The 22,573-nt window shown below is 58.3% G+C and carries 22 protein-coding genes; 8 read left to right on the plus strand and 14 right to left on the minus strand.

From position 1 onward, the window contains the following. Nucleotides 1-20 precede the first annotated feature (20 nt). From VJ464_15955 to VJ464_15980, 6 genes are all read right to left on the minus strand, one after another. On the minus strand, nucleotides 21-605 hold the full coding sequence (locus VJ464_15955; GenBank protein HKQ06628.1) for a hypothetical protein: 585 nt from the start codon (nucleotides 603-605) through the stop codon (nucleotides 21-23). 249 nt (nucleotides 606-854) lie between these two features. Beyond that, nucleotides 855-1,097, minus strand: a complete 243-nt coding sequence (locus VJ464_15960) for a hypothetical protein (protein ID HKQ06629.1) — start codon at nucleotides 1,095-1,097, stop codon at nucleotides 855-857. A 7-nt stretch (nucleotides 1,098-1,104) separates the two neighbouring features. Continuing rightward, nucleotides 1,105-1,560 (minus strand): hypothetical protein, encoded by a 456-nt coding sequence (locus VJ464_15965; GenBank protein HKQ06630.1) that lies wholly within the window; start codon nucleotides 1,558-1,560, stop codon nucleotides 1,105-1,107. Beyond that, on the minus strand, nucleotides 1,557-1,754 hold the full coding sequence (locus tag VJ464_15970) for a hypothetical protein (GenBank protein HKQ06631.1): 198 nt from the start codon (nucleotides 1,752-1,754) through the stop codon (nucleotides 1,557-1,559). Before VJ464_15970 ends, VJ464_15965 begins: the two co-directional genes overlap by 4 nt. Next, nucleotides 1,751-2,206, minus strand: coding sequence for a hypothetical protein (locus VJ464_15975; GenBank protein HKQ06632.1), 456 nt, complete (start codon nucleotides 2,204-2,206; stop codon nucleotides 1,751-1,753). Before VJ464_15975 ends, VJ464_15970 begins: the two co-directional genes overlap by 4 nt. Then, entirely contained in the window at nucleotides 2,203-2,850 is a 648-nt protein-coding gene (locus VJ464_15980) for a hypothetical protein (GenBank protein HKQ06633.1), read from the minus strand. Before VJ464_15980 ends, VJ464_15975 begins: the two co-directional genes overlap by 4 nt. Nucleotides 2,851-2,883: 33 nt before the next feature. On the opposite strand from VJ464_15980, the gene VJ464_15985 reads away from it, so the two are divergent. After that, on the plus strand, nucleotides 2,884-3,162 hold the full coding sequence (locus tag VJ464_15985) for a hypothetical protein (protein ID HKQ06634.1): 279 nt from the start codon (nucleotides 2,884-2,886) through the stop codon (nucleotides 3,160-3,162). Between the two features lie 12 nt (nucleotides 3,163-3,174). On the opposite strand, the gene VJ464_15990 is transcribed toward VJ464_15985, so the two are convergent. From VJ464_15990 to VJ464_16010, 5 genes are all read right to left on the minus strand, one after another. Continuing rightward, the gene (locus tag VJ464_15990) at nucleotides 3,175-4,194 is read right to left on the minus strand and encodes an ATP-binding protein (GenBank protein HKQ06635.1); all 1,020 of its coding nucleotides are present in this window, start codon (nucleotides 4,192-4,194) and stop codon (nucleotides 3,175-3,177) included. 54 nt (nucleotides 4,195-4,248) lie between these two features. Continuing rightward, nucleotides 4,249-4,692, minus strand: coding sequence for a hypothetical protein (locus tag VJ464_15995; GenBank protein ID HKQ06636.1), 444 nt, complete (start codon nucleotides 4,690-4,692; stop codon nucleotides 4,249-4,251). A gap of 523 nt (nucleotides 4,693-5,215) precedes the next feature. Continuing rightward, nucleotides 5,216-5,491, minus strand: a complete 276-nt coding sequence (locus tag VJ464_16000; protein ID HKQ06637.1) for a hypothetical protein — start codon at nucleotides 5,489-5,491, stop codon at nucleotides 5,216-5,218. A 1-nt stretch (nucleotide 5,492) separates the two neighbouring features. Continuing rightward, nucleotides 5,493-7,907, minus strand: a complete 2,415-nt coding sequence (locus VJ464_16005; GenBank protein HKQ06638.1) for a hypothetical protein — start codon at nucleotides 7,905-7,907, stop codon at nucleotides 5,493-5,495. A 1-nt stretch (nucleotide 7,908) separates the two neighbouring features. Continuing rightward, nucleotides 7,909-8,130: a hypothetical protein gene (locus tag VJ464_16010; protein HKQ06639.1), complete on the minus strand. Its 222-nt coding sequence runs from the start codon at nucleotides 8,128-8,130 to the stop codon at nucleotides 7,909-7,911. A 58-nt stretch (nucleotides 8,131-8,188) separates the two neighbouring features. Between VJ464_16010 and VJ464_16015 the strand changes: the two genes are divergently transcribed. After that, nucleotides 8,189-8,584, plus strand: a complete 396-nt coding sequence (locus tag VJ464_16015) for a helix-turn-helix domain-containing protein (protein ID HKQ06640.1) — start codon at nucleotides 8,189-8,191, stop codon at nucleotides 8,582-8,584. A 1-nt stretch (nucleotide 8,585) separates the two neighbouring features. Here VJ464_16015 and VJ464_16020 read toward each other — a convergent pair whose 3' ends face one another. Further along, nucleotides 8,586-9,677 (minus strand): hypothetical protein, encoded by a 1,092-nt coding sequence (locus VJ464_16020; protein ID HKQ06641.1) that lies wholly within the window; start codon nucleotides 9,675-9,677, stop codon nucleotides 8,586-8,588. A 698-nt stretch (nucleotides 9,678-10,375) separates the two neighbouring features. Here VJ464_16020 and VJ464_16025 point away from each other — a divergent pair. After that, the gene (locus VJ464_16025; protein ID HKQ06642.1) at nucleotides 10,376-11,212 is read left to right on the plus strand and encodes a hypothetical protein; all 837 of its coding nucleotides are present in this window, start codon (nucleotides 10,376-10,378) and stop codon (nucleotides 11,210-11,212) included. A 267-nt stretch (nucleotides 11,213-11,479) separates the two neighbouring features. On the opposite strand, the gene VJ464_16030 is transcribed toward VJ464_16025, so the two are convergent. Both VJ464_16030 and VJ464_16035 read right to left on the minus strand, forming a co-directional pair. Beyond that, entirely contained in the window at nucleotides 11,480-12,445 is a 966-nt protein-coding gene (locus VJ464_16030; protein ID HKQ06643.1) for an ornithine cyclodeaminase family protein, read from the minus strand. Between the two features lie 24 nt (nucleotides 12,446-12,469). Further along, nucleotides 12,470-13,588 (minus strand): VWA domain-containing protein, encoded by a 1,119-nt coding sequence (locus VJ464_16035; GenBank protein HKQ06644.1) that lies wholly within the window; start codon nucleotides 13,586-13,588, stop codon nucleotides 12,470-12,472. Between the two features lie 181 nt (nucleotides 13,589-13,769). Between VJ464_16035 and VJ464_16040 the strand changes: the two genes are divergently transcribed. The 5 genes from VJ464_16040 (at nucleotide 13,770) to VJ464_16060 (ending at nucleotide 22,566) form a co-directional block, all read left to right on the plus strand. Next, a complete protein-coding gene (locus VJ464_16040) occupies nucleotides 13,770-14,210 on the plus strand; it encodes a peptidylprolyl isomerase (GenBank protein HKQ06645.1) in 441 nt (146 codons plus the stop codon). A gap of 75 nt (nucleotides 14,211-14,285) precedes the next feature. Next, nucleotides 14,286-16,445, plus strand: a complete 2,160-nt coding sequence (locus tag VJ464_16045) for a hydantoinase/oxoprolinase family protein (GenBank protein HKQ06646.1) — start codon at nucleotides 14,286-14,288, stop codon at nucleotides 16,443-16,445. A gap of 20 nt (nucleotides 16,446-16,465) precedes the next feature. Next, complete coding sequence (locus VJ464_16050; GenBank protein ID HKQ06647.1) at nucleotides 16,466-18,466, plus strand: alpha/beta hydrolase domain-containing protein; 2,001 nt, start codon at nucleotides 16,466-16,468, stop codon at nucleotides 18,464-18,466. Nucleotides 18,467-18,704: 238 nt separating this feature from the next. Then, on the plus strand, nucleotides 18,705-20,906 hold the full coding sequence (locus VJ464_16055) for a WD40 repeat domain-containing protein (GenBank protein HKQ06648.1): 2,202 nt from the start codon (nucleotides 18,705-18,707) through the stop codon (nucleotides 20,904-20,906). 49 nt (nucleotides 20,907-20,955) lie between these two features. After that, nucleotides 20,956-22,566: an NAD(P)H-hydrate dehydratase gene (locus tag VJ464_16060; GenBank protein HKQ06649.1), complete on the plus strand. Its 1,611-nt coding sequence runs from the start codon at nucleotides 20,956-20,958 to the stop codon at nucleotides 22,564-22,566. Nucleotides 22,567-22,573: the final 7 nt, after the last annotated feature.

The raw sequence follows: 22,573 nt of genomic DNA on the forward strand, positions 1-22,573 counted from the left end.
CCAAATCCACTCGAAGGCTTTCATTTGGCCTCCAAGCCAATCCGACGCTTCAATGCGGGAATCTCAGCGCGGATCATCCACGCCGGCACTTTGAAGTCTTTGCCCTTGCGCAGCTTGATGTCGCCAGAAGCGGCGATGTTCAACAAAATCCTGATGGCGCTGCCGGCCTGACGCACTGTGAGCATCCTCTGGTTGGTGCGTCGAAAATTCCGCTTCAGGAAAGCCTCCCGTCCGGCATCAGTCCAACCCAGATAACTGAAGACACGGCCAATCGCCCAGGCTTGTTCATTCGAGCAGAGGTGTACCACTTCGCCTGGCGCGGCTTGGGCCGCAGCTTGGGTCGCCGGCACCTGAACGGCAAACGCCGTCAGGTTCAAGCCGGCGATCTGTGGCTGGGCGATCTCGCGCTGCATCGCCTCGATAAGCTTCTTTAGTTGAGGAATGGTCAACTCCCGCAGAGAAGCAATCGGCGGCAGCCGCAACTCCGCGCTGGCGAAATCGTGCAGCGCGTCACGGGCTTCCTGTGATCCGTGGTGCAGATCGGGCCGCATCTGCTTCCAGTCGAGGCTGATCTTCGCGTACATCTTGCGGCGGCGTTCTTTCATGGCTGCTGCGGAGGATGGGTTAGGTTGAGCGGACATAATCACCTCATTTATCGGCTTAGGGCTGCTGTGAGCGAGGACGATTCAGTGAGGCGGTAGAGAGCAAAGTAGTCAGCCGTGGCGACCAGATGCCCCCCCCATTATTTTTCGAACAAGGCGCGCGGAGGTCATTTAGATCACGTATGATCGCGCCGCAACTAGAGCAGCAGATCATAGGCGATGCGAATAAGGTCAATTGCTGGGAAACCATACCTACTCCACTTCGGTCAGGCTCAATAACGGCCCGTAAGAGTTCGCGCGTTTACGTTGGCGCTTCCTTGCTTTGCTCTGGATGATGCGCTGAATGATCTTGAGGTATTGGCCTCCAGAAACCGGCCCGTGACCTCTTCCGCTATGCTCAAGCCAAAAGCGCATTACCGTCTGATAGGCACTCATTTCATCAGCGACCTCGCGCTCAAGCTTCTTGCCACATGCACAAAATTTGCGGACGAGCATAAGCACCTCATTGACATACTTTGCCTATCGCCTTGTGCCAGTTTGCCTTGATTGTCTGTCCGTGTAGCTTTTCTTCCTGGGCGCGACGGAAGGCGACCGCCTCTTTGAGGGCACGCTGCGCCCCGGCATAGTCATCCGGGATGGGGAATCGCTTGCGCTTCGAGCGGCCCGGCTCGACCGGATAGTTGACGACGTAATAGTTGCCTCCGCGTTCGTTCGCCACGGTGACGCCAATGATGCCGCTGGAGTTGCGCGGCGAGCGTGTCACCACGTTGCGGGCGCTCAAAGGTATGCCCGCATCGAACAGCCGCTGGTTGCGCCAGTTGGTTGCCGCTTGTAGCGCTCGCTCGCTATTGCCATATTCGCGGTCACTGAACATTCGTCGCGCGCCAATTGATTGAATCCGCACGTCCCATCCGTGCGTGTGTCGCTTGTCATCGTCTCTACGCCGGATATACTTCACTGCTTACCCTCCTCTGACAGCTTCTGAATTGCATCCCATCGCTCCTGCGCCTGGTCGCGCGAGAGCTGGTCAAGGTCGAGAAGCAATTCCTGGTATCCACTGCGAAAAGGCTCATCGACTTGATCGATCAAATAGATAAGATCGTTGTCCCATTTTTTGCGCCAATCATTGCCTTCGTGCTTTTTGTCGCTCATTGCTGCCTTTCTGGGTTATAAATTCTTTGTAATCGGGCTTCTGCTTCATCTTTCGTCAATCCTGGAAGATCGGTAAAAAGTGATTTCAATAGCTCGAATTTGGATTCATCTTTTTCCATATCCCCCAAGTCTTGGAGGCATTCAGAAAAATGTATTCGCCAGTCCACCTGTGTGTGTTTGCGCTGTGACCCAACATGTACTCTCGCGTCTTGTCGCTGTCGCTTCACAAGATCGGCTCGAATCACACCGAGCGAGTAAACAGTCAGATTTTGTTCCTTGGCCCGCTTCGCCACATCGCGGATTGCCTTCAAGATGAGGTGCAGCGGCGTGCCATCGGAAAACCATGTCGCTACCAATTGGTATTCATGCGAAGTCAATCGGTGACGCCCGGCCAAGGGTAGCCAGGCGTCGCCGATCTCTTTGCGATAAGTTTTGAGCGCGGCTTTGCTCACAGGTTTTCGATCCCCTGATTGAACAGCTTCAGCTTGTTGATCACCGACGCCCGCTCGGTCGCGTTCATCGAAGTAACCGAGTCAACGTTGAAGTGGTCACGCAGGAATTGCCGGTATCGGCCATCATCCCGCCCTCCGTCGCTGTAGAGGATGAGCCCCCCCTCTTCAGCCAGCGCGTGAATCTGTCGCAACTGTGACTTACGCTGCTCGGCGGCGTCGTCATAAGTGATCACTTGACCGCGAGCTTTGGTGATTCCGCGGAGAGGGTTGAAGCCTGCTGCGGTAAGAGTCGCCACCAATGCCCGCGAGCCAGCCAGGCTGTGCCCGTCAGCGGGAGAGCCATCCGGTGCCGGCTCGCTGATAGTGGCAATGCCGCAACGCTCGAAGGCGTGGCCGTCGCGATCCACCACGCGAGCGCGATGGACAACCTGATTCAGCGCGGGAATGAAGTCGTCGTACCCTTCGATCACTTCCATAAATCGGTCTGACTTGCGAGCAATCGCCAGCAATTCATCTGCGCCGAGCCAGGGCTTTGAAGGGTTCTTCTCATCAGGAAAGAAAACCCGGTCTGGGTCGATTCCGTATTCCTTTGATAATGTGGAAACGACCAGGGATTGTTCTACGGTATATTGTCGTGGTTGCAACACTCCTATCTCCTTTCAAGAAACTAATGCGATTTGTTCAAGCGCCAGGGCGACCCGGCGCGCAACTTCGAGGTTGACGGCAAGGACATAGCTGCGACCGCCACAGCTCGCGCAGCAGCCCGCTTTCGTCAGCAATGTCTTGACCGGATTGGCAGCCTCGCCGGCGCAGTTCCCGCAGACGATCATCGTCTCAGTGATCCCGCGCGGCGCGACTTCGGGCCGATCAACGAATACCGTTGGTTCGCGATGGCTGATGCCTTCCGCAAAGAGGCAATCAGCATCAGCGAGGGCAAGCCCCGGATCGGTGAGTAATACTCCCATAGCTCACCCCTTCTTTTTGCCTTCCTGCCGTGTTGAGAATCGCTCGAAGAGTTTTTCGAGCGTCGCGGTCGGGTATTCTTCGCGCTTATCGCTGACGGTGTTGATCAACGTATCGAGATCACGATAGCGCCCAAAGCTGCCGGCCCGCGCCACCTGCACAACCTGTGCGGTGACCTCTTTCGGCTCAAAGCTTTCTTCAAGCCGTCTTCGTATCTCCTCATCTGAAAGCACGCCCAGAGTGATCGAAACCTTTAGCCGCGACTGGACGCGCTGCAACTTCGAAGACCGGATCGACAGCTCCAACTCCTGTGTGCCGAGGAGGACGATGCCGCTCTTCGCTTGATTCCAGATGTGGACGAGGTGATTGATTGACTCGTCTCTCAAGAAGTTCGCTTCATCTATGGCCAGCAGCTTGGGCTGTTCAGCGAGTAGGCCCCTGGCGCGCTTAATGAGCGCATCTTTGGAGCCGGTGTCTATATCTCCGAGAGCAGAGCAGATCGCCGCCAAAAATGCGCGTGGCGTCATACCGTCATAGGCTTCAACGATAATCATTCCGCCGCGCGTGTTGAGATTGGCGAAGTGTTTAGCGATGATCGTCTTCCCCATACCGGACGGGCCGATGATCGTTACAAATTGACGGCTGCTATAAGCTTCTGCCAGGCCGTGCTGGATCAATCGCGCAGAGGTCACATCTTCGTCAACTTCTTCAGTCTTCCCGCTCGCCTCACGATGATCGAGCCAACCCCGCAGCCGATTCTCAAATCGCTCCAACATCTCTTGCGAGGATGCCCATTTGCACGCCAGGTAGTTATAGATCGTGCTTTGACCCATCCCCGTATTGTTGGCGCGACCACTGTCGCCCTTTTGCCTACCATAAAAGCGCTGCATCTCGCGGCTGACCTGGTTGTTTGTCCAGCCATACTTTTCTTTGAAAACCACCAGCCGGGAACGCAACACCTCGTCCCAATTCACGCCTGTGCGGCGAACCTCAGTCACGAAGCTAGGTTTTGGATTTGCTTGCATTCAGCCTCCAATTTGACAAGCCGATCTCGTAAGAATTAAGATCAGCTTCGGTTATTAAGTTTTAGCGGGCGACTGTTTCGGCAGTCGCTTTTTTTCATTCCTGGTCAAAAGCGATAAGTCGTAAGTTTTCAGTTCGCGATAGATCATCATCTGCACGTCCTCGGCACCGACCTTCTCGTTATCTCCCAGATGGGCGTAACCCTTCGTGATGATCGCGGCAATCCGATCCAGCACGACTTGCGCCTTCACGTCTTCTGCAATTGGTTGCTGCATCCCCTTGCCTGCCACTGCCTGCCCCTCCTTTGCCTTCAAAATCTTCTTCTTACATTGCAAAATCGTTTCGTGTGATAGATAAGTGTCAAAGCACTTGTTAATTTGCCCGGCGCTGAGGAGGCGCAGAATCTCGGTAGGCAGCGCCTTGAGGTTGATCGCCAGCCGGGCCATCTCGGCTTCGGCTTCGGCTCTTGATTTACGCGCTGACCACCAACCTCTGCCCATCGTTCACCTCCTCATTGACCAGGCGACGGGCACCCTTTGGAACGGTGAACTCGCAACCGCTTCGCTGCCCCTACATGACTCAGTAGAGTTGGCGATTGATTCGCGATGGGTGCCCGTCACCAACTTGCAGGCTCGAATTACGAGCCGAATCCAGAAATACTTGCAGCCCGGCGCCGGGCTACCGCTCTGCCTGCAACAATGCGACAGTTGAGACAATTCTTGAATTTAGTAACTTCTGCTCCGCAACGGCACTTGCCCCTTGCGAGGCGCTTCTTGATCACCCTCTTCATCGCTTCCGCTTTCTTCGCCGCGTGCAATTCACAATAAGTTGCTGTGCCCTTCTCACCTCGAGAATTGCCGCATTGAATGCAAAGCCCTGCCGCCTTGCGCTCATCTCTGAGACTCTTGACCCGCTGCGACATCGCCTTACTGCAATCTGCACACAGGGTCTTTCCTGACAGCTTCTTATTCGGGCAGCCTGAGCAGATGCCGCGCAGTAATCGCTTTGCGTAAAACCTTCGCATCAAAAGCGTGGCTCCTCTTCGTCTTCGTCGGTGAAATCGATTTCGGGCACCTCGATGCAACGCAGCATCGCGAGAGCCGTATTGAAATTGCCCCTTTTCATAGAAGCGCCAGCAAGATTGACCTGGCGCAATGCTTGTCTTGATTGAGCAAGGAAGTCTTCGATATTCGTGTAAGGCGCGAAGCGCAGCCGCTTTGCAGCAGCCTGCATCTCACTACCTAGCCGGTCGAGTATGCCGCTGATTTCGATTTCAACGTCTGTCTGTTCGTAAGGCATCTCATCTCTCCCATTCGGCTTTGATCTCGGTCGTATCAGCGCCGCTGTCGAAGCTCTTCAATGAATCGAAGTCGTCTCGCTCTTGCAGTGGATCGGGAACAACGCGCAGGGGTGAGAGTAATGCGGGCCGTGCTGGCGCGTCGGGTGACTTGCGGTCAAAGCGCGTTATCACAGTCACCGATCCTGGAGGCTGATCGTCCGATTCAGAAGGATCGAATACATCGCCCGCGCCGACTGCAATGGGCAACGCTTCCGGCATTCGCTCTGCCGCAATGTCTCGCCAATCGGCAGGGTTGGTTTGCGTCTCAAAGAATTCATTCGCCACTTTGCGAGCGAATTTCTTCTCGGCGTTAGCGCGCTTGAAATCCTCTGCTGTCGCGTTCCAGCCCAGCAGTTCCTTGTTCTCGACCCAGCACAGCGGCGTCCCGCCGGTCAACACCATTCCCCGGCCTCGATTGTTGTCGTCAACCCGGAACTCAACTTTGGTGCTTTGCGGCAGGCGATAGAGTGCGCCGCCGTCGCTCAAATCGCTGGCCACTTCTTTGTAGAAGAATTTTTCTCGGTTCCATTGGATCGTGATGATCGCCCCGCGAACCGTCGCCGGCATCGGCGTCATCAGCAATGCCGCCGTCGTTGTCGACGTCATCATGTGCGGCGTGTCGGCATACATTCGCAGATGATCGAGCGGCGACATTTCGCCGATGTCATCCATCAATGAACCGTGTGGCCGGTGCAGGTATTCGAGCAGGCGAGAGGTGAAACCGGCTTTCAGATCGTCTTCGCTGAGGAACGGCGTCCCGACTTTGTATTTTTCCTTGTTGCGGTCGAAGGCTTCACGCCACAACTCAGGCAACTGCTTGTAGTCCGCAAGGCTACCATCCTTGCGCTTGCAGAACGCTTCGTGAAGCCGCACGGCGGCTTTGAAGTAGTGCGGCCTGTTTTCCGGCTTGTTTCCAGCGTAGCCGGGCTGGGTCTTTTCCCACTCGGCGATGATGCGGAACCAGGTCTCGATGATTTTCGATTTCGCGTTAAACGGTTTGGCATGGCGAATCCTCAATTGCACTTCAGCCGCAAGCCCGACATCTTGCGCATTCAGCGCCACAGCCAGGGCGTCTTCAAGATCAAAGCGTGAAACCTGGATCATTCGCCCTTCGATGGATTTGGCGCGGAAATCCTTGCCATTGTCAAAATGGACAAATGCCTGCATCCCATCGCGCGACCGCTGCATCCCGCGCAGCAGTTCGAGCCCCGGCTCGGTCTTCCAAGCGGCATCCCCGATTGCGTTGAGATAAGCGAGCGTCACGCCCCGCGCCGACGGGCGGTCATCAATGTGGAATCCGAAGATCGCGCGGCTGGCCAGGTCAAGCACCGGACAGAACCAACGCCGCACTAGGGCCGGCTTGCCGCCACCTTTTTTGGCTGGCACCCAGCACATCATGTCGAAGATGCGCCAATCCATCGTAAAGCCATCGCGCGGCTTCAGGTCTTCATACTGGCGCTGAATCCATGCATAGGTAGCTTCAAATCCGCGCTCGCCTTTTGTGATCATCGTCACGGTCGTCGCCGGCACTTTCTGCCGCCAGCGATAGAGCCACGTGTAGCAGGAATCCTTCGCACCAGGCCGATGATCAGCAAAGGGCAGCTTCCAGTTTTTGCGCCCGGCGGCGGCAAGCCACGCCCTGCCGAACTCGGTCAACGATGCCTTCTCATAAGATTTGAGATTTGAATGAAGCCAATCAACCGCCTCTTGAGGCACGTTTAAGAAGCGTTTGTCATTGTCCGGTGAAAGGGTTTGACCTTTTGGAATGAATACGACCGGGCCATCCGTCCGATACTTATCAATGAGTCTTAGGAAGGTTGAAGTTGAGAGCGGCTTTGCTGCCGAAGGGTACATTTCGAGGTAAAGGGAATCCGTTGATGCCGAGCGCGCCGCGAGCTGCGCCAGGTTGGGATGATAAGCGCGATCTTTGCCAGCTTCGCGCGATCCGGGTGAGACGACCGAGATGCTCTTGAGGCGGGCGATCAGTGCGATGGCTTGGTCACAAAGCTTGCCGAGTGCGACGCAACGGCGCTGTACCGCGTCCTTCTCTTCCAGGGTGTATTGCGGCGGGCTGAAGCGCGAAAGCGCGGCTACTAATGCCGAGAGGCGTGAATCGAGCGCCGTAGGACTCCCGCTTGATGTCTCATCGTCTATCCCGATAGGAGCCGCGCCAGCTCGCCGCTCGCCGTCAAGTTTTGCCCAGGCGAGCTGAATGTCTGCGGGCAATGAGTCGAGCAGGTATTCTCTCGATGGCTGTCCGGGCCCTTTGGGTTTCGCGCGGCGCGAAACCCATTCACCGCTTGCGGTCTTGCGGTAAATGGTCGCGGGCTTCGCACCCAATCCCAGCAAATCCTTTGCAGTAAGCCAGATTTCCACTTTAGGCCGTTCCGCTCTTCCTTAGCGCGACAATGGTATCGAACTCAACGTCGAATACCTTGACCCCAAGAAAGTCTTCAATCTCAGCGCGGATTTTCTCATTGCGTCGCTCGCCGCTGAGTGTTCGCCCCACCTCATTAGGCTCACGATTGATCGCCTTAGCGATGTCAGTCTGAGTGATTTTCTGCGTAATGAGGTAAATCTTGACCAGATCAGGTGTCACTGATATTCTCCCCTTGTCAAAATTTTGACATTTATCTCGGCGGAGATATTACACAAATATGTTAAAACGGTCAACACAAACATCAACAAACGTGGAAAACGTTGAATTCGTCACAAGACTTATTGAAGCTTGCGGGACAGATGAGCCGGCTGAAATCCAAAGAAAAGTAGGGCTTAGCTATCAAGGCGCGAAGAATTATCTTTCCGGGCGATTACCCAAAGCTGAAGAGCTGATGAAGATTGCTAATTCTACAGACGTGTCAATTCATTGGCTACTTACAGGTGAAGGCCCAAAAGAAAGGACAATAGTAAAGGCTATCAAGGATGGAGTGGTGAACCTCGATGAAATAAGGCGCGATGCCTTGATTGAATACTTCTTAGATGAAGCAAAGAATCTTTTGAGGAAAGAAAAAAGGGGAGCAAAGGGATTGAACCGCGCGTCATCAGATCGTTGATCTACTTAGTTTCTTGCGTCTTCGTACTTCTAAGTTTTTCCATGTTATCCATCAACTCATTTAAAGCCTCTTCCGAAAGCTCGTCTTTTAGAATTTCGCGGGCTAGATAATTCACTTTTTCGGGCCGGGAAAGGCGTTTGAAGTTCGGGCCGCTTGATTCTTTCTCGGCTTCGCTCTTAGGTTGCTTGGCCATCTCGATCTTCCATTTAAGGACTTTTTTTCCGGTATCTGTTCCACTGCCAGGAATGTCACTTATAGCTTGGTCGTGCGACCACTCATCAAGCCGTACGACATTCACCGCTCGTGTTAATTCACCTGCCACTTCTACAACCGACCGTGAAGCGCGCTTGCCCCTTTCAACCAATTCGGCGCGCGTTTCTTGCCACTCAGGATACGCAGAAGCGTATCGAGACGCAAGGGCGATACCGATTGCGCTGAGAGCTTCGTGATGCCTTCCGACCCCCCCTAATTCAACCGCATATGAATTATGAAACTGGTAATAAAGAAGCGGCTGCTGTCGTGAAAATATGCGTACTAAGGGAAAGAGGTTTTCTAAAACTGTAATAGCTTGTCGGCGATCTCCATCTAGGCTCCTGAATAGCGCAATCGACCTTTGCGCTTCCACAGCAACAAACGGATCGCAGTTGCCTTCTCTTGCCGTTTCCAAAGCCATAAGTTCGTAGGTGAAGGAATCTGCTAGTTTGTTTTCCTGAAAACATATACTGCCCAACGTCATAAAACCCCTTGCCCTAAATCGCTGATCACTTGATTCAACCACCCTGTCTAACAATAATAGCGACTCGTCAACATAGCCTTTGTTTTTCGCCACCAGCGCAAGATAATACTCCCCTGCTCTTTTATTGCTTATTTGATGTAAGAGTATCCCGACCTGTTCAAGTAAATCGAATCGACGTTGAGTATAGGTATAATCTGCTAGATTGATTAGACGTTCAACCTGCTCATCTTTTCCGCCCTGATTCAGTATGCATGTGAGCCATCGGATGAAAGATGACGATGGGCGAATCAGGCTCACAAACCGTTGAAACCTGAAAGGAACCTCTATGCTTAAGAGATTGTTGTTTGCTGCATGCATCGTATTTCTCCCGGTTTGTTTCACGCCTTATCAGGGCGTAAACTCTTCGGCTCCATTCATGTCGGTAGCACTAGCTGGCCATGTATTCCCCGGTGGCGAGGAATGCGATTGTGGCTGTGCTCCCAACTGCATATGCGATCCAGGCGAGCAGCCTGTTTGCATTCGTGCCGGGCAACTGCCGCTCCGACACCGCGCTAGCATCGGGAAATATGCCGCTGAGGGTCTTAATTATGATCATCAGAGGACTCCGAATAATGCCGGCTTTGACTATGGCTCAGTCACCTTGATAATAGGCTTAGCGTTTCGGCTGCGGGCTAGATTGCGCGCATAAATTACAAATTATAGTAGTCGCACGGCGCTGACTTGTCTGATTGAATTCGCTACCGTCTTACTCGGCAGCTTAGTATTTTTGTGCCTTTATGCAGGCTCGTTATATCAAAAAATGCACGCCAAAACAAGTTAAAACCAGAAGAGGCGGTTATGGTTCTTTCCGCATCATTTTTCACTGATGGGTTATTGATGGGTTATTCCTTTGGCTCTTTGTTAGGAGAATTCGATGGAAATTCAATTCAGTCAATAATATACTAATAAGCCATCACTCATGGTAAATGATGGCTTATTCTGATGGGGTATTCGTTTGAATACCCCATCACATCACGAAGCCGAGCTGCGGCCCGACGCACGCAAAGGAGAAATGAATGAAAAGGATCATTGCAATACTTCTTGCCCTAATTATTACTGCTTCTGACACTACGATTTCAGCACAAAGCAGCAAACCTACTCGCAGGCTGTCGCCGGTCTCTGGGTATATAACATCTCCCTTTGATTCAAACATTGATAAACTTCCTGCCAATTTCAGAGGTCACTATATTGAAGGTGTATACCTTGCAATTAAAGCCTTAACTCCTCCAAGGGGAGAATATGAGAAAACCGGTGAATATTTTGCTCGTTTAGCTCAACATGCTGGGAAAAAGCAATACGCTTTTAGATATGACCCGGAGATCGATAAAGGCTGGGTTAAGTATGATGCTGACGCCGGAACCCTAAAAGTATCAGGCTATTCATTAGGCGTTTTCGAATGCGAATTTACTTCTCATTACGTCACAATGGAGCTGCAAAAGCTTTCCAGAACGGTCGGAGGCTCTTATCCGCTACTGGATAGCAAGGATTCGATTAGCTATTACATCGCCTCAAATTCCTTTGGAAGAAAGGTGAGGGTCAAGCGTGCTCGCCGAATAAGCTATAAGATCGCTGACAACAAAAAACTTCCTGATTGGCATTTTGAATTAAAAGTTGCCCCAGCAGAAGCTTATAGATTAAAGCCTTCTTTGAGCGTTCTTTTTGTATGCGATTTGGCGATTTCAAAGATTGTGCCCCTTATGACATTTGAATATATCTACCACTCAGAGCCTACAATCTCCGAGCCTGAAGAATACATAGTCACCGAGAGATGTCTAATGGTGAATGTGCGTGAAATCTGGCTTTTCAACAGGCAAACCGGCGAGGTTTATCAAAGGCAAAAACTCGAATCATAAAGCGACCAGGCTGCGCAGCACTTGACCAGATGGCGACCGGCGCGGATTTCGGCATGACGGAAATTATGCAAACGCGGGCTGGGGCGGCTGAGATCATGACAGCAATTGTGCAAACGGCCAAGCGGGCTGAGTGCGCCCTAAGTGATTGACTTTCCGGGTTTTCCGCGAAAATTCCGCCAAAATACATCATGGCACTTAATGTGCAAAACAATAGCAGGCGGCGCGCAAAGGTTGCAGAATCAGCCGGTCTTTCGATTAGTCTAGCGACTAGCTTGCCGACCACAAGGTGATCTCTTCGCCGACGCCGCGCTCGCGGGCCAGGTGGTAAACGCGCAGCGCGGTCGAGATATCCTCAAGCGCGATGCCGTTTGATTTGAACAGCGTGATCTGGTCGTCGCTTGTGCGGCCCTGGTCGGAGCCGGCGATGATGCGGCCCAGCTCGGTGACCGATTCCCAGGTGATGACGCCGCGATCAAGGGCCGGCAGCAGGTCACCGGCTTCCAGTCGCGATTGCTCAATCGAATCTACGGCGATCACCGCTGAGCGGCGCACCGTCTCGACATCAATCTCGGCCTTCGATAAGAAGTTCGAGCCGGCGGCGTTGATGTGCGTGCCCGGCTCGACCCATTCGCCTTGCAGCACAGGCTCGCGCGATGTGGTCGCCGTTACAATGATCGAGCAGCTGCGCGCCGCCGCTTCCGGCTCGGCGACCGCGACGACTTCACAGCGCACGAGGGATGCCATGCGGCGGGCAAAGGCTTCGCGCCTCTCGGCCTGGCGGCTGTAGACGCGCACCTGTCGAAGCTGCCGCGCGGCGCAGACCGCCATGACCTGGCTCTCGGCCTGCCAGCCGCTGCCGTAGACGCCGAGCACGTCCGCCGACGGTCGCGCCATGTATTTCGTCGCGACGCCCGAAGCCGCGCCGGTGCGCATCTGCCCCAAGCGGTCGGCTTCGATCATCGCCAGCAGATCGCCGCTCGCCGCCTCATAGAGCAGCACCAGAAACCGCGCCCCTTTGCGCGACGCAGTATAGGTCTTCAAGCCATAAACGCCGAGCCGTTTGTCGCCCGCTGCCATAACGTGCAGTTGCGAAGCCGGCATGGCAACGCGATAGCGCGGGCGGTTGGTCGCTTGGCCCGTGGCCTGATCGCGCAACACCTCTTCGACCGCTTCGAGCGCCGTCTCGATGGTGAGCAACTCGCTGACGTGTCGTTCTCTGAGCAATAGAGCCATAAGATTCACCGACGCGTCGCCGCGTCACTTCTCCGGCGCGCGGTAGCCCGAGCGTGTGCGCACCACCGCGCCGGCGGGTTTGACTTCGACGCGAATCTGCCGCCAGGTGCCATCGTGGCGGCGATTCGTCGGGTAATAACTCAAGGAGTACTGCGAGCGCAAATCGTCAGCGATCTGCTTATAGACGCCGCTCAGGTCGGCGAGCGTCTTCACCGGATACTCGTGGCCGCCGCTGCGCGTCGCCATCTCGCTCATCTGGTGCCGCGCCATGTCGTAAAGGCCGGTGTTGATCTCGCGCTTCACCAGCGGCGACAGCGTCTCGCGCGGGCGCAGGCGGTCGGGCGAATCTTTGTCAAACTCGTCGAAGTAGCGCGCCAGTTGGCCGGGCGAGAAATTCAGATGATCGGGGTCCGAGCGGTCTTTGAGCAAGCCTTCGAGCGTCGCCGCTTCGGTGTTTAGCTCAAGGAAGTAGAGTGAAACTTCCGAGCGCTCGACGAGCGGCGCGATGGCTTGATAGGTCTTCATGCTCGTCGAATCAACGCCGTCCGACATGCAGACGATGGCTTTGCGGCCTTCGATCTGTTGCAGCGGGCTGTCCTGAAGCGCGAGGTACAGGGCGTCATAAAACGACGTGCCGGTGGCGTTCGAGAACCGCGACGTGGCGCTGCCCGGCGCGGTCGCGATCTGCTCAAGGGCCGAAATGACGCGGGCGCGCGGGTCTGTGAACTCGCCGATCATCTCGACATCGCGGCTGAAGACGATGACGCCAACACGGTCGTCAAAGCGCAGCTCGGCGAGAAAGTTGCGCGCCGCCCGCTTCATCAATTCAATGTCGTCGCGCGTCGAGCCGCTGATGTCCAGTAGCAGCAGCAGCGAGAAAGGCTCTTCGGTGGCGGCGAAATGCTCGATGCGCTGGCGCGCGCCGTCCTCATAGATCGTGAAGTCCGTCGCCTTCAACGAGCGCAGCGGCCGCCCGCCGCGATCCGAGACCGATGCCGTCAGCGAAACCAGGTCGGCTTTCAGCTTGATCGGCTCGTCCTGATCCTGGGCGCGCGCCGTGGTTGACGCGGCCAGCAAGGCGATGAGCAATGATAAAATCGGTTTGCCGAAATTCCCCATGACTTGTTGCCGCACTTGCGGCATGAGATCAATCCTACCCGTGCGCCGCCGCTTTGCACAACGCCTCGGTTTCGACGCGCGTCGGCGGCTTACTTGAATGCAACTCCGGCAACGCGGAAAAGTTTCATTGATATAATTCGGGCCTGCTATCGCATATTTTGGACAGCTTCGTGGGCGTATGCTATGTTTTTTTTCGGAGGACATAATGAGCCAAGTCAAAGAAGGCGACAACATTTCCCTGCACTATACCGGCACGCTCGACGACGGCACGGTGTTCGATTCCAGCGAGGGTCGCGACCCGCTCAGCTTCACGGTCGGCTCCGGCGAAGTCATTCAGGGCTTCGACGATGGCGTGCGCGGCATGGAGGTCGGCGAGACCCGCGACATCAGCATCGCACCCGACCAGGCATACGGCGAATATTACGAAGAACTGGTGCGCGTCGTGCCGCGCCAGGCGTTCCCCGAAGGCATGTCGCCGGAGATCGGCATGACGCTTGAGCTTGAGCTGCCCTCGGGACAGAGCCTGCCCGTGCGCATCATCGATATTGAAAACGACGAGATCACCCTCGACGCCAATCATCTGCTCGCCGGCGAAACGCTCAACTTCAAAATTCACCTCGTCAATATCAACAACGCGACGGTTTGATTGTATAGTTACTCCTTCGCATTCACCCGGGGGCAGCCGGCGCGGCTGCCCTGATGCCCGAAGGAGAACACCTGCTTGCCTGAATTCATCCGAGTCGGCATTGACACCGGCGGCACCTTCACCGATTTCGTGGTCGCGCGCGGCGCTCGCCTGGCCTCCTTCAAAGTCGCTTCGACGCCGCACAACCCGGCCCGCGCCATTCTCGAAGGGCTGGCGCAAGTCTTCAATGAAAGCGGTGGCGCGCCGACGGAAATCGTTCACGGCACGACCGTCGCCACCAACGCCTTGCTTGAGCGCAAAGGTGCGCGCACGGCGCTCATCACCACAGCCGGCTTCGAGGATGTCATCGAGATAGGCCGACAGGCGCGGCCCGAACTCTACAACCTGATGGTGACGCGGGCGGCGCCGCTGGTGGCGCGGGCGCGGCGATTCGGCCTCGACGAGCGCACCGGGCCGGATGCGGAAATCATCACGCCGCTCGACCGCAGCGGCCTCGCCCGGATCATCAGTCAGCTTCATCAAGCCGGCCCGCCGGTTGAATCCGTTGCCGTCTGTCTGCTCTTTTCCTTTGCCAACCCGGCACACGAGCAGATGGTGGCACAGGCGCTCGCCACATTAGACATCCCTGTGTCGCTGTCGCACCGCATCCTTCCTGAGTATCGCGAGTATGAGCGCACTTCGACGACCGTCATCAACGCCTATCTGGTGCCGATCATGTCGCGCTACCTGCGCGCGCTGATGGAAGGACTAGGAACAGGAGGCAGGAGGCAGGAAGCAGGAAGCAGTGAGATGCAATCAGGAAGCCTTCGAGAGCAGAAATCCAGCCAGAGGTCGGCGGCAAAGAGTCAGAAAGGTTATGCGGTGCGCCACAAGTCAAGCCTGCCTACTGCTTCCTGCCTCCTGCCTCCTGCCTCCTCCGTCCCGCTGCGCGTGATGCAATCAAACGGCGGCTCGGTGTCGGCGGGCGTGGCGGCAAGCGAGCCGGTGCGCGCCATTCTTTCAGGGCCGGCAGGCGGGGTCGTCGGGGCGTTGCGAGTCGCGGCGGCTGCCGGCATCCGTGACATCATCACTTTCGACATGGGCGGCACGTCAACCGATGTCGCCCTCTGTCGCGGTGCAGCGCGCACCACGAATGAGGCTCTGGTGGCCGGTTTGCCGGTCGCCGTGCCCATCATAGACATTCACACGGTCGGTGCCGGCGGCGGCTCGATTGCCCGCGTTGACGAAGCCGGCGCACTGCGCGTCGGCCCCGAATCGGCGGGCGCAGACCCCGGCCCGGCCTGCTATGGTCGCGGCGAAGCGGTCACGGTGACGGACGCCAATCTCGTGCTCGGCCGCTTTGGCGGCAATGATCTGCTCGGCGGCGCGATGCCGCTCGATGTCGAAAGATCGCGCGCCGCCCTGAAGCGATTGGCGGCGGCAATGTCTGCGCACAGCGCCCGCCGCGTCACGCTGGAGCGAGCCGCGCTCGGCGTCGTGCGCGTGGCAAATGCCAACATGGAATCGGCCCTGCGCGTCGTTTCGGTCGAGCGCGGCCAGGACCCGCGTTTGTTCACGCTGGTCAGCTTCGGCGGCGCCGGTGGGCTGCACGTCTGCGCGCTGGCCGACGCTTTGCGCATTCCGCGGGTCTTCATTCCGCGCTCGCCCGGCACGCTGTCGGCGCTCGGCGTGCTGCTCGGCGATGTGGTCAAAGACTATTCGCGCACGGTGATGCTGAAGACCGCCGCTCACGACCGCCGGGCGATAGAGCGTGGCTTCGCGCAGCTCGAACGCGAAGCGACGACCGACATCAAGCGCGAAGGCTTCGCCGCCAATCGCATCAAGCTGGCGCGGTCTTTGGCTATGCGCTACGTCGGCCAGTCGTTCGAGATTGATGTGGCGTGGGGCAATCGCTTCGAGTCGCGTTTCCACGCGGCGCACCACGAGCGTTATGGCTACGCCGACGCCAAGCGCGCGACCGAGATTGTCTCGCTGCGGGTGCGCGCCACCGGCGTCACAGACAAGCCGCGTCTGCGCCGCGCATCAAGCCAGCGGCACAAAGTCGCGCCGCGCCACGAAGTGAAGGTCTATCTCAACGAGCGCGCCGCGCGCGTGCCGGTTTATGTGCGCGACGATTTCACTGCCGGGCTCAAGCTGCAAGGGCCGGCCATCATCAGCGAATATAGCTCGACGACGCTGATCCCGGCGGCGCGCACCGTCACCGTTGACGAGTGGCTGAACCTGATCGTCACTTGATGCCAACCCGGAGGAACGTAATGAAAATCATGCGGACAGTTTCTCTGTTGCTTGCGCTCGCCTTTCTGGCGGTGACCGCGCATGCGAAAGTCACGCGCCTTGAAATCATCTCGCGCGCTGACGTCGCTGGCGGCAAGACGTTCGGCGCTGCTGGGCCATACGAGAAGATCGTCGGCAAGCTCTACTTCGAGGTAGACCCGACGGCGGCGCGCAATCGCCAGATCGTTGATCTCGACAAAGCGCCGCGCAACGCCCGCGGCATGGTCGAGTTCACCGCTGATCTCTTCATTCTCAGGCCGAAAGACGCAAGCCGCGGCAACGGCGCGGCGCTGGTCGAGATTCCGAATCGCGGCGGCAAGGCGCTGCTGCGTTTCTTCAATCATGCCCGCAGCTCGCCCGATCCAATGAGCGAAGAAGAGATGGGCGATGGCTTTCTGCTGCGGCAAGGCTTCGCGCTGGTCTGGGTCGGCTGGCAGTTCGACGTGCCGGATGAGCCGAATCTGCTGCGCCTGATCGCGCCGGTCGCGACCGACAACGGCAAGCCGATTCGCGGTCTGGTGCGCGCCGATTTCGTCTTCTCGACCAGAGTGTATGACACGTCGCTCGGCCACCGCGGCCAGAAACCTTACCCGGCGCTTGACCTCGACGACGCGAGCTATACATTGACGGTGCGCGATTCAATCCTGGGCGGGCGGCGCGCGGTGCCGCGTGATCAGTGGCAATTCGCCCGCCTGGTCAATGGTCAGCCGGTGAGCGATGCCAGTTCCCTTTACCTCAAAGGCGGCTTCGAGCCGGGCAAGATTTACGAAGTCGTCTACCGCGCCGAGAACCCCGTGGTCGTCGGGTTGGGGCTGGCTGCGGTGCGTGATGCAGTGGCGTTTTTCAAGTATGACAAGAACGACGCGCTCGCGGTCACGCGCGCCATCGGCTTCGGCATCTCGCAATCAGGGCGGTTTCTCAGACATTTTCTATATGATGGCTTCAACGCTGACGAAGGCGACCGCAAAGTTTTCGACGCCATTGACGCGCACGTTGCCGGCGGCGGGCGCGGCAGTTTCAATTATCGCTTTGGTGAAGCGTCGCGCGACGCCAGCCAGTACTCGACCTTCTTTTACCCGACAGACGTCTTTCCGTTCACCGACCTTGAGCAACGCGACCCGCTGACCGGTGAGCGCGACGGCCTGCTGACGCACGCGAAGCAACAACCGCTGCCGAAGATTTTTTATACCTTCTCTTCTTATGAGTACTGGGGCCGCGCCGCGGCGTTGATTCACACGACGCTTGACGGCAAGGACGCGCCGCTGCCGGACAACGTGCGCATCTATTACTTCGTGGGCGGCCAGCACGGCCCGTCGCCGTTCCCGCCGCGGACGAATGGCACGCAGAACCTGACCAGTCCGAACGACTACACCTGGGCGATGCGCGCCTTGATCGTCGCGCTCGACCGGTGGGCCAGAGCCGGCGCGCTGCCGCCGGTGAGCCGTTATCCGCGCCTGAGCGACCAGACCCTCGCGCGGCCCGAGGCGGTCGCTTTTCCGAAGATTCCCGGCATCAATTTCACGCGCGCCATTCACGAAGCCTACCGCGTTGATTACGGGCCGCAGTTCAAGTCCAGGGGCATCGCCACGCTTGAGCCGCCAAAGGTCGGCCATGCGTTTGTGATGTACGTTCCACAGGTTGATCGCGATGGCATAGACCTGGGCGGCGTTCGTTTGCCCGAAGTCGCCGTGCCGCTCGCGACCTACACGGGATGGAACCCGCGCGACCCGAAGACCGGCGCGACGGATCAACTGGCTGACTTCGCCGGCTCGTTCATTCCCTTCGCTAAAACCAAAGCCGAACGCGAGCGCGCAGGCGACCCGCGCCTTTCCATCGAAGAACGTTATGGCGACCGCGAGCATTACCTCGCCCAGATCGAACAGGCGGCCAACGAGTTGATCAAAGGCGGCTACTTGCTTGCCGACGATCTGCCGGCCGTGACGGATCGCGCCGCGCAGTACTGGAAAGGTGTGGTAAAGTAGCAGACCGCAGATGGGAGAGTAGATTCTCTGCACCCCGGAGTGCGATGTGTATAGAGCAGTTTTCGATGTGGCGCAAGCTGTTAGCTTGCGCGAGCCAATGCGCAAGCTAACAGCTTGCGCCACAAGTTTGCTGCTCGCCTGTCTGTCACTCGTCCTGCTGCCTGGTTTCAAGAGCGCGGCGTTGTCCGCCAGTTTGCGAACTTGCCCGCCTGCGCCACAGGCTCATCAGAAAATTAAAGTGATTGTCTTTTCGGCGGACGGCCAGTTTGCGGCGCTGGTCAGAGGCGCGCTACTCAGCGGGCTTCGGGCCTCAGACGAAGACCCGACGCTGGCCAACGATCAGGTCGAAGTGTGGGAGACCAACGGCGGCAAACTGCGGCGGACGTTTGCGGACTTTGGCGCGCGGCTGCGCGCGATCAGCCTTTCGCCCGACGGTCGATTTCTGGCGACGACGACCTGGGAAGTCAAGACCGACCGCCCGAAGAAAATGGCCACATCAGGGCTTGAGGATGGCGAAGGCTTCATCCGGCTCTGGGATGTCAGCACGGGCGAGTTGCGCTGGGCGAAGCAGGCTTTCGGCGCGGATATCGCCATCGCTTCGTTTTCGCCTGATGGCCAGCGCCTCGCCGTCATCGGCAGCGAATGGATCGCGCCGGGGGCCATGAAACTGTTTGACGTGCAGACCGGCGCGGTGTTGAACAAAGAGAACTATCGCGCACAGGTCGGCGGGCTGGCGTTTTCGCCGGATGGCAACACGCTCGCCGTCCGCAAGCTCATCTACGGCACGCCCCGCAGCGAAGTAAAAATCTATAACTGTCCTGCTCTCACCGAGCGGCTGACGATTGAAGAACCGAAAGACGTTGACATCATACCGGAGGCCAAAGACTACTGGCTCGACTATGGCGTGATGAATGCGGCAAATCAGTCTCGCCTCGACGAGCTACAGCACCTCGCTTTTTCACCGGACGGTCGAAAGCTCGCGCTCAGCCTGTCGGGGGTAAAGGCGGGCGAGCTGGTTCATCAGATTTGCTGCTTTGACACACAGACGGGGAAGCTCCAGCGCGCCATCATTGCACACCACGCGTCGCTGCCCGCGGGCCAGGCGGTGCGGCAACGACAGGCGAATGGCGTCATGGTCACCCGGCGTCTTTTGCCAGCCGCAGCCGAGAGCAATCGCCATGCAATCGATGCGTTGGTCTACTTGGCAGACAGTCGAACGATTGTGGCGTTCAACCGGACGGGGGACATCACCAAGCCGGGAGATTATCTGATGGTCGGCAGCGTTTATGGCAGCCTGTGCGTGCTGGCCTGGGACAGCGAGACGGGACAGGCGCAATGGTCCGGCAAAAGCGACGAGCCTGCCGTGGTCGGCGCTTTTGGCGCGAACGGTCAGATGATCGCCTTTGCGACTCTTGATACGACCGTCAGCCTGTGGAATAGCGCCACCGGCGCGCTCAAGCAGCGATTCCTCGCCCCGACCGGCGCAACGCCCGGCGCGGCGAACATGCTGAACATTGAACGGCTGGTGGTCTCCGCAGAGGCGGTCATCGCGCTCGCCTTTTCGGCGGACGGCGCGACACTGGCCGGCCTCAGCGACAGCGGCGGCGTGAAGCTGTGGGACGCCCGCGCCGCGACCTTGCGCACACAGTCGGCGGGCGGCGAAAGCGCCTTCACCTGCCTCGCCTTTTCGCCCGACGCCGCGCGGCTGGCACTGGGCGAGCAAGGCGGCGGCATCATGCTACTGGACACGGCGACGATGGAAGCTCGGCTAGAGATCGCCGGCAATGATGGCGCGATTGCATCGCTCAGCTTTTCGCCCGACGGCAAGTGGATGGCGGCGGCGACCGCAAAGGGTACGCTGCAAGTCTTGGAAGCGGCAACCGCCAGGCTCACTTCAGAGATCGCCGCGCATCACGGCGCGGCAACGAGCGTGTTGTTTTCGCCCGATGGCCAGCGGCTGGTGAGCGCCGGGGTGGACGGCACAGTCAAGTTATGGGATGTGGCTACCGGCACGATGATCCGTTCGATGATCGGTCACGCCGCCATCAACGCCGTGGCCATCTCGCCCGATGGCCGCTGGGTGGCAAGCGCCGGCGCGGACAAGGCCGTGCGCCTGTGGAACACGGAGACCAGCGCGTTGTTGAAGCCGCTCACGGGCCATGAAGCCGCCGTCAACACCGTCGCCTTTTCGCCCGATGGCCGCCTGCTTGCGAGCGGCAGCGACGACGGCGCGGTGCGGCTGTGGAGCCTGCCCGAAGGCAAAGCGTTGCGCCGGCTCAAAGGCCATGAAATCGCCGTGCGCGCCGTGGCCTTCTCTCCCGACGGCGCGACGCTGGCAGCGGCGACCGGCAACAACGAGATCGTCTTCTGGGACCCGCAAACCGGCGAGATCAAGCGCGTCTTAAAAGAAGCAATGAAGCTTCCGCTGCGCAAGCCTTGAGCAACTATCGTTTTTGACTCTCTCTCGACGCTCGCCTATCATCGCTTCTATGAAGATACTCACCGCCGAGCAGATGCGCGACGTGGATCGGCTGACGACTGAAAATTACAAAGTGCCGAGCGCGCTGCTGATGGAGAACGCCGCGGCGCGCACGGTTGAAGCGGTTGAGAAGAAGTTCGGCGCTATCGCTGGGCGGCGGGCGCTGATCTTTTGCGGCAAAGGCAACAACGGCGGCGATGGCGCGGCAATCGCCCGATTGCTGGTGAGCAGAGGCGCAAGGGCGGATGTGCTGCTGCTCGGTCACGTGGACGATGCGCGCGGCGATGCCCGAACCAACTTTGAAGTCGTCCGCGCGCTCGCCGCATCATCAAAGCAATTGCGACTGGTTGAGATTGAAAGCGCCGAGCAGTTGCGCGACGCCGCGGCGATGAATCCGCCTGACCTGATTGTCGATGCGATATTCGGCACCGGCCTGACGCGACCGGCAGCAGGCTTATATGCCGAAGCCATCGAGCTGATCAACACACTCGGCGAGCGCCTGCCGGTCGTCGCCGTTGACGTGCCTTCGGGCATCGCCTCGGATGCGGCGGAATTGATCGGCCCGGCGGTGCGCGCCCGCCTTACGGTCACCTTCACCGCGCCGAAAGTGGCGAACGTCTTGCCGCCTGCTTGCGAAGCCAACGGCACGCTGATTGTTGGGCAGATCGGCTCGCCCGATGAATTGATCGCTGGGTGCGGCTCACAGTTGAATCTCGTCGAAGCCGATGAGGTGGCGCGGTGGCTCGCCGCCTCGCGCCGCGGCCCGCAGGCCAACAAAGGCGATGCCGGCAAAGTGCTGGTCATCGCCGGCTCGTCCGGCAAAACCGGCGCCGCCTGCATGGTAGGCGAAGCGGCCATGCGCAGCGGCGCGGGGCTGGTCACCGTCGCCACGCCCGAATCATCGCAGAAGGTCGTCGCCGCTCACGTCATCAGCGAGTGCATGACTGAGGCGCTGGCAGAGACGGCTCTGGGAGCCGTTTCCAGGGAAGCGGCGGAGCGAGCGATGGAATTGGCGGCGGCCCGCGACGTGGTGGCAATGGGGCCGGGGCTCGGCTCATCGGAAGAGACAACGCGGGCTTTTGTGCGGACGCTGGTGGTGCAGCGCGAGCGCCCGATGGTGCTGGATGCCGACGCGCTCAACGCCCTGGTGCCGTGGGCCGAGAACGTCGCCGGCAGCCGTGAGCATCCGCTTATCCTGACGCCGCATCCCGGCGAGATGGCGCGGCTCATGGGCCAGAAGATTGAGGACATACTTCATAACCGCGTCGAGGTGGCTCGTCAGTTCGCGATCTCGCACGCGGTGATTCTCGTGCTCAAGGGCAGCCGCACGCTGGTCGCCGCGCCCGATGGTCAGGTCTACGTCAACCCGACGGGCAACGCCGGCATGGCGACGGGCGGAACGGGTGACGTGCTGACCGGCGTGATCGCCGGGCTGCTGGCGCAAAAGTCGGACGACCCGCTCGCGGCGACGATAGCTGCCGTCTACCTGCACGGACTCGCGGGCGATCTGGCGGCGGCAAAGTTCGGCACTCGCGCGATGATCGCCACGGACATCACGGCGCATCTCGGCGAAGCCTTCATCCATGTGGGCGGCGAAACCGAACGCTTCCAGCCGGCATAAACGAATC

Source organism: Blastocatellia bacterium (assembly GCA_035275065.1).
In the GTDB taxonomy this organism is placed as follows: Bacteria; Acidobacteriota; Blastocatellia; order UBA7656; family UBA7656; genus DATENM01.

What these genes read in the sequence shown, in the direction of transcription:
- VJ464_15955 (HKQ06628.1), bottom strand. Translation starts at nt 605, where the DNA reads ATGAAAGAACGCCGCCGCAAGATGTACGCGAAGATCAGCCTCGACTGG.
- VJ464_15960 (HKQ06629.1), bottom strand. Translation starts at nt 1,097, where the DNA reads ATGCTCGTCCGCAAATTTTGTGCATGTGGCAAGAAGCTTGAGCGCGAG.
- VJ464_15970 (HKQ06631.1), bottom strand. Translation starts at nt 1,754, where the DNA reads ATGAGCGACAAAAAGCACGAAGGCAATGATTGGCGCAAAAAATGGGAC.
- VJ464_15990 (HKQ06635.1), bottom strand. Translation starts at nt 4,194, where the DNA reads ATGCAAGCAAATCCAAAACCTAGCTTCGTGACTGAGGTTCGCCGCACA.
- VJ464_15995 (HKQ06636.1), bottom strand. Translation starts at nt 4,692, where the DNA reads ATGGGCAGAGGTTGGTGGTCAGCGCGTAAATCAAGAGCCGAAGCCGAA.
- VJ464_16000 (HKQ06637.1), bottom strand. Translation starts at nt 5,491, where the DNA reads ATGCCTTACGAACAGACAGACGTTGAAATCGAAATCAGCGGCATACTC.
- VJ464_16015 (HKQ06640.1), top strand. Translation starts at nt 8,189, where the DNA reads ATGTTAAAACGGTCAACACAAACATCAACAAACGTGGAAAACGTTGAA.
- VJ464_16020 (HKQ06641.1), bottom strand. Translation starts at nt 9,677, where the DNA reads ATGCATGCAGCAAACAACAATCTCTTAAGCATAGAGGTTCCTTTCAGG.
- VJ464_16025 (HKQ06642.1), top strand. Translation starts at nt 10,376, where the DNA reads ATGAAAAGGATCATTGCAATACTTCTTGCCCTAATTATTACTGCTTCT.
- VJ464_16030 (HKQ06643.1), bottom strand. Translation starts at nt 12,445, where the DNA reads ATGGCTCTATTGCTCAGAGAACGACACGTCAGCGAGTTGCTCACCATC.
- VJ464_16035 (HKQ06644.1), bottom strand. Translation starts at nt 13,588, where the DNA reads ATGCCGCAAGTGCGGCAACAAGTCATGGGGAATTTCGGCAAACCGATT.
- VJ464_16040 (HKQ06645.1), top strand. Translation starts at nt 13,770, where the DNA reads ATGAGCCAAGTCAAAGAAGGCGACAACATTTCCCTGCACTATACCGGC.
- VJ464_16050 (HKQ06647.1), top strand. Translation starts at nt 16,466, where the DNA reads ATGAAAATCATGCGGACAGTTTCTCTGTTGCTTGCGCTCGCCTTTCTG.
- VJ464_16060 (HKQ06649.1), top strand. Translation starts at nt 20,956, where the DNA reads ATGAAGATACTCACCGCCGAGCAGATGCGCGACGTGGATCGGCTGACG.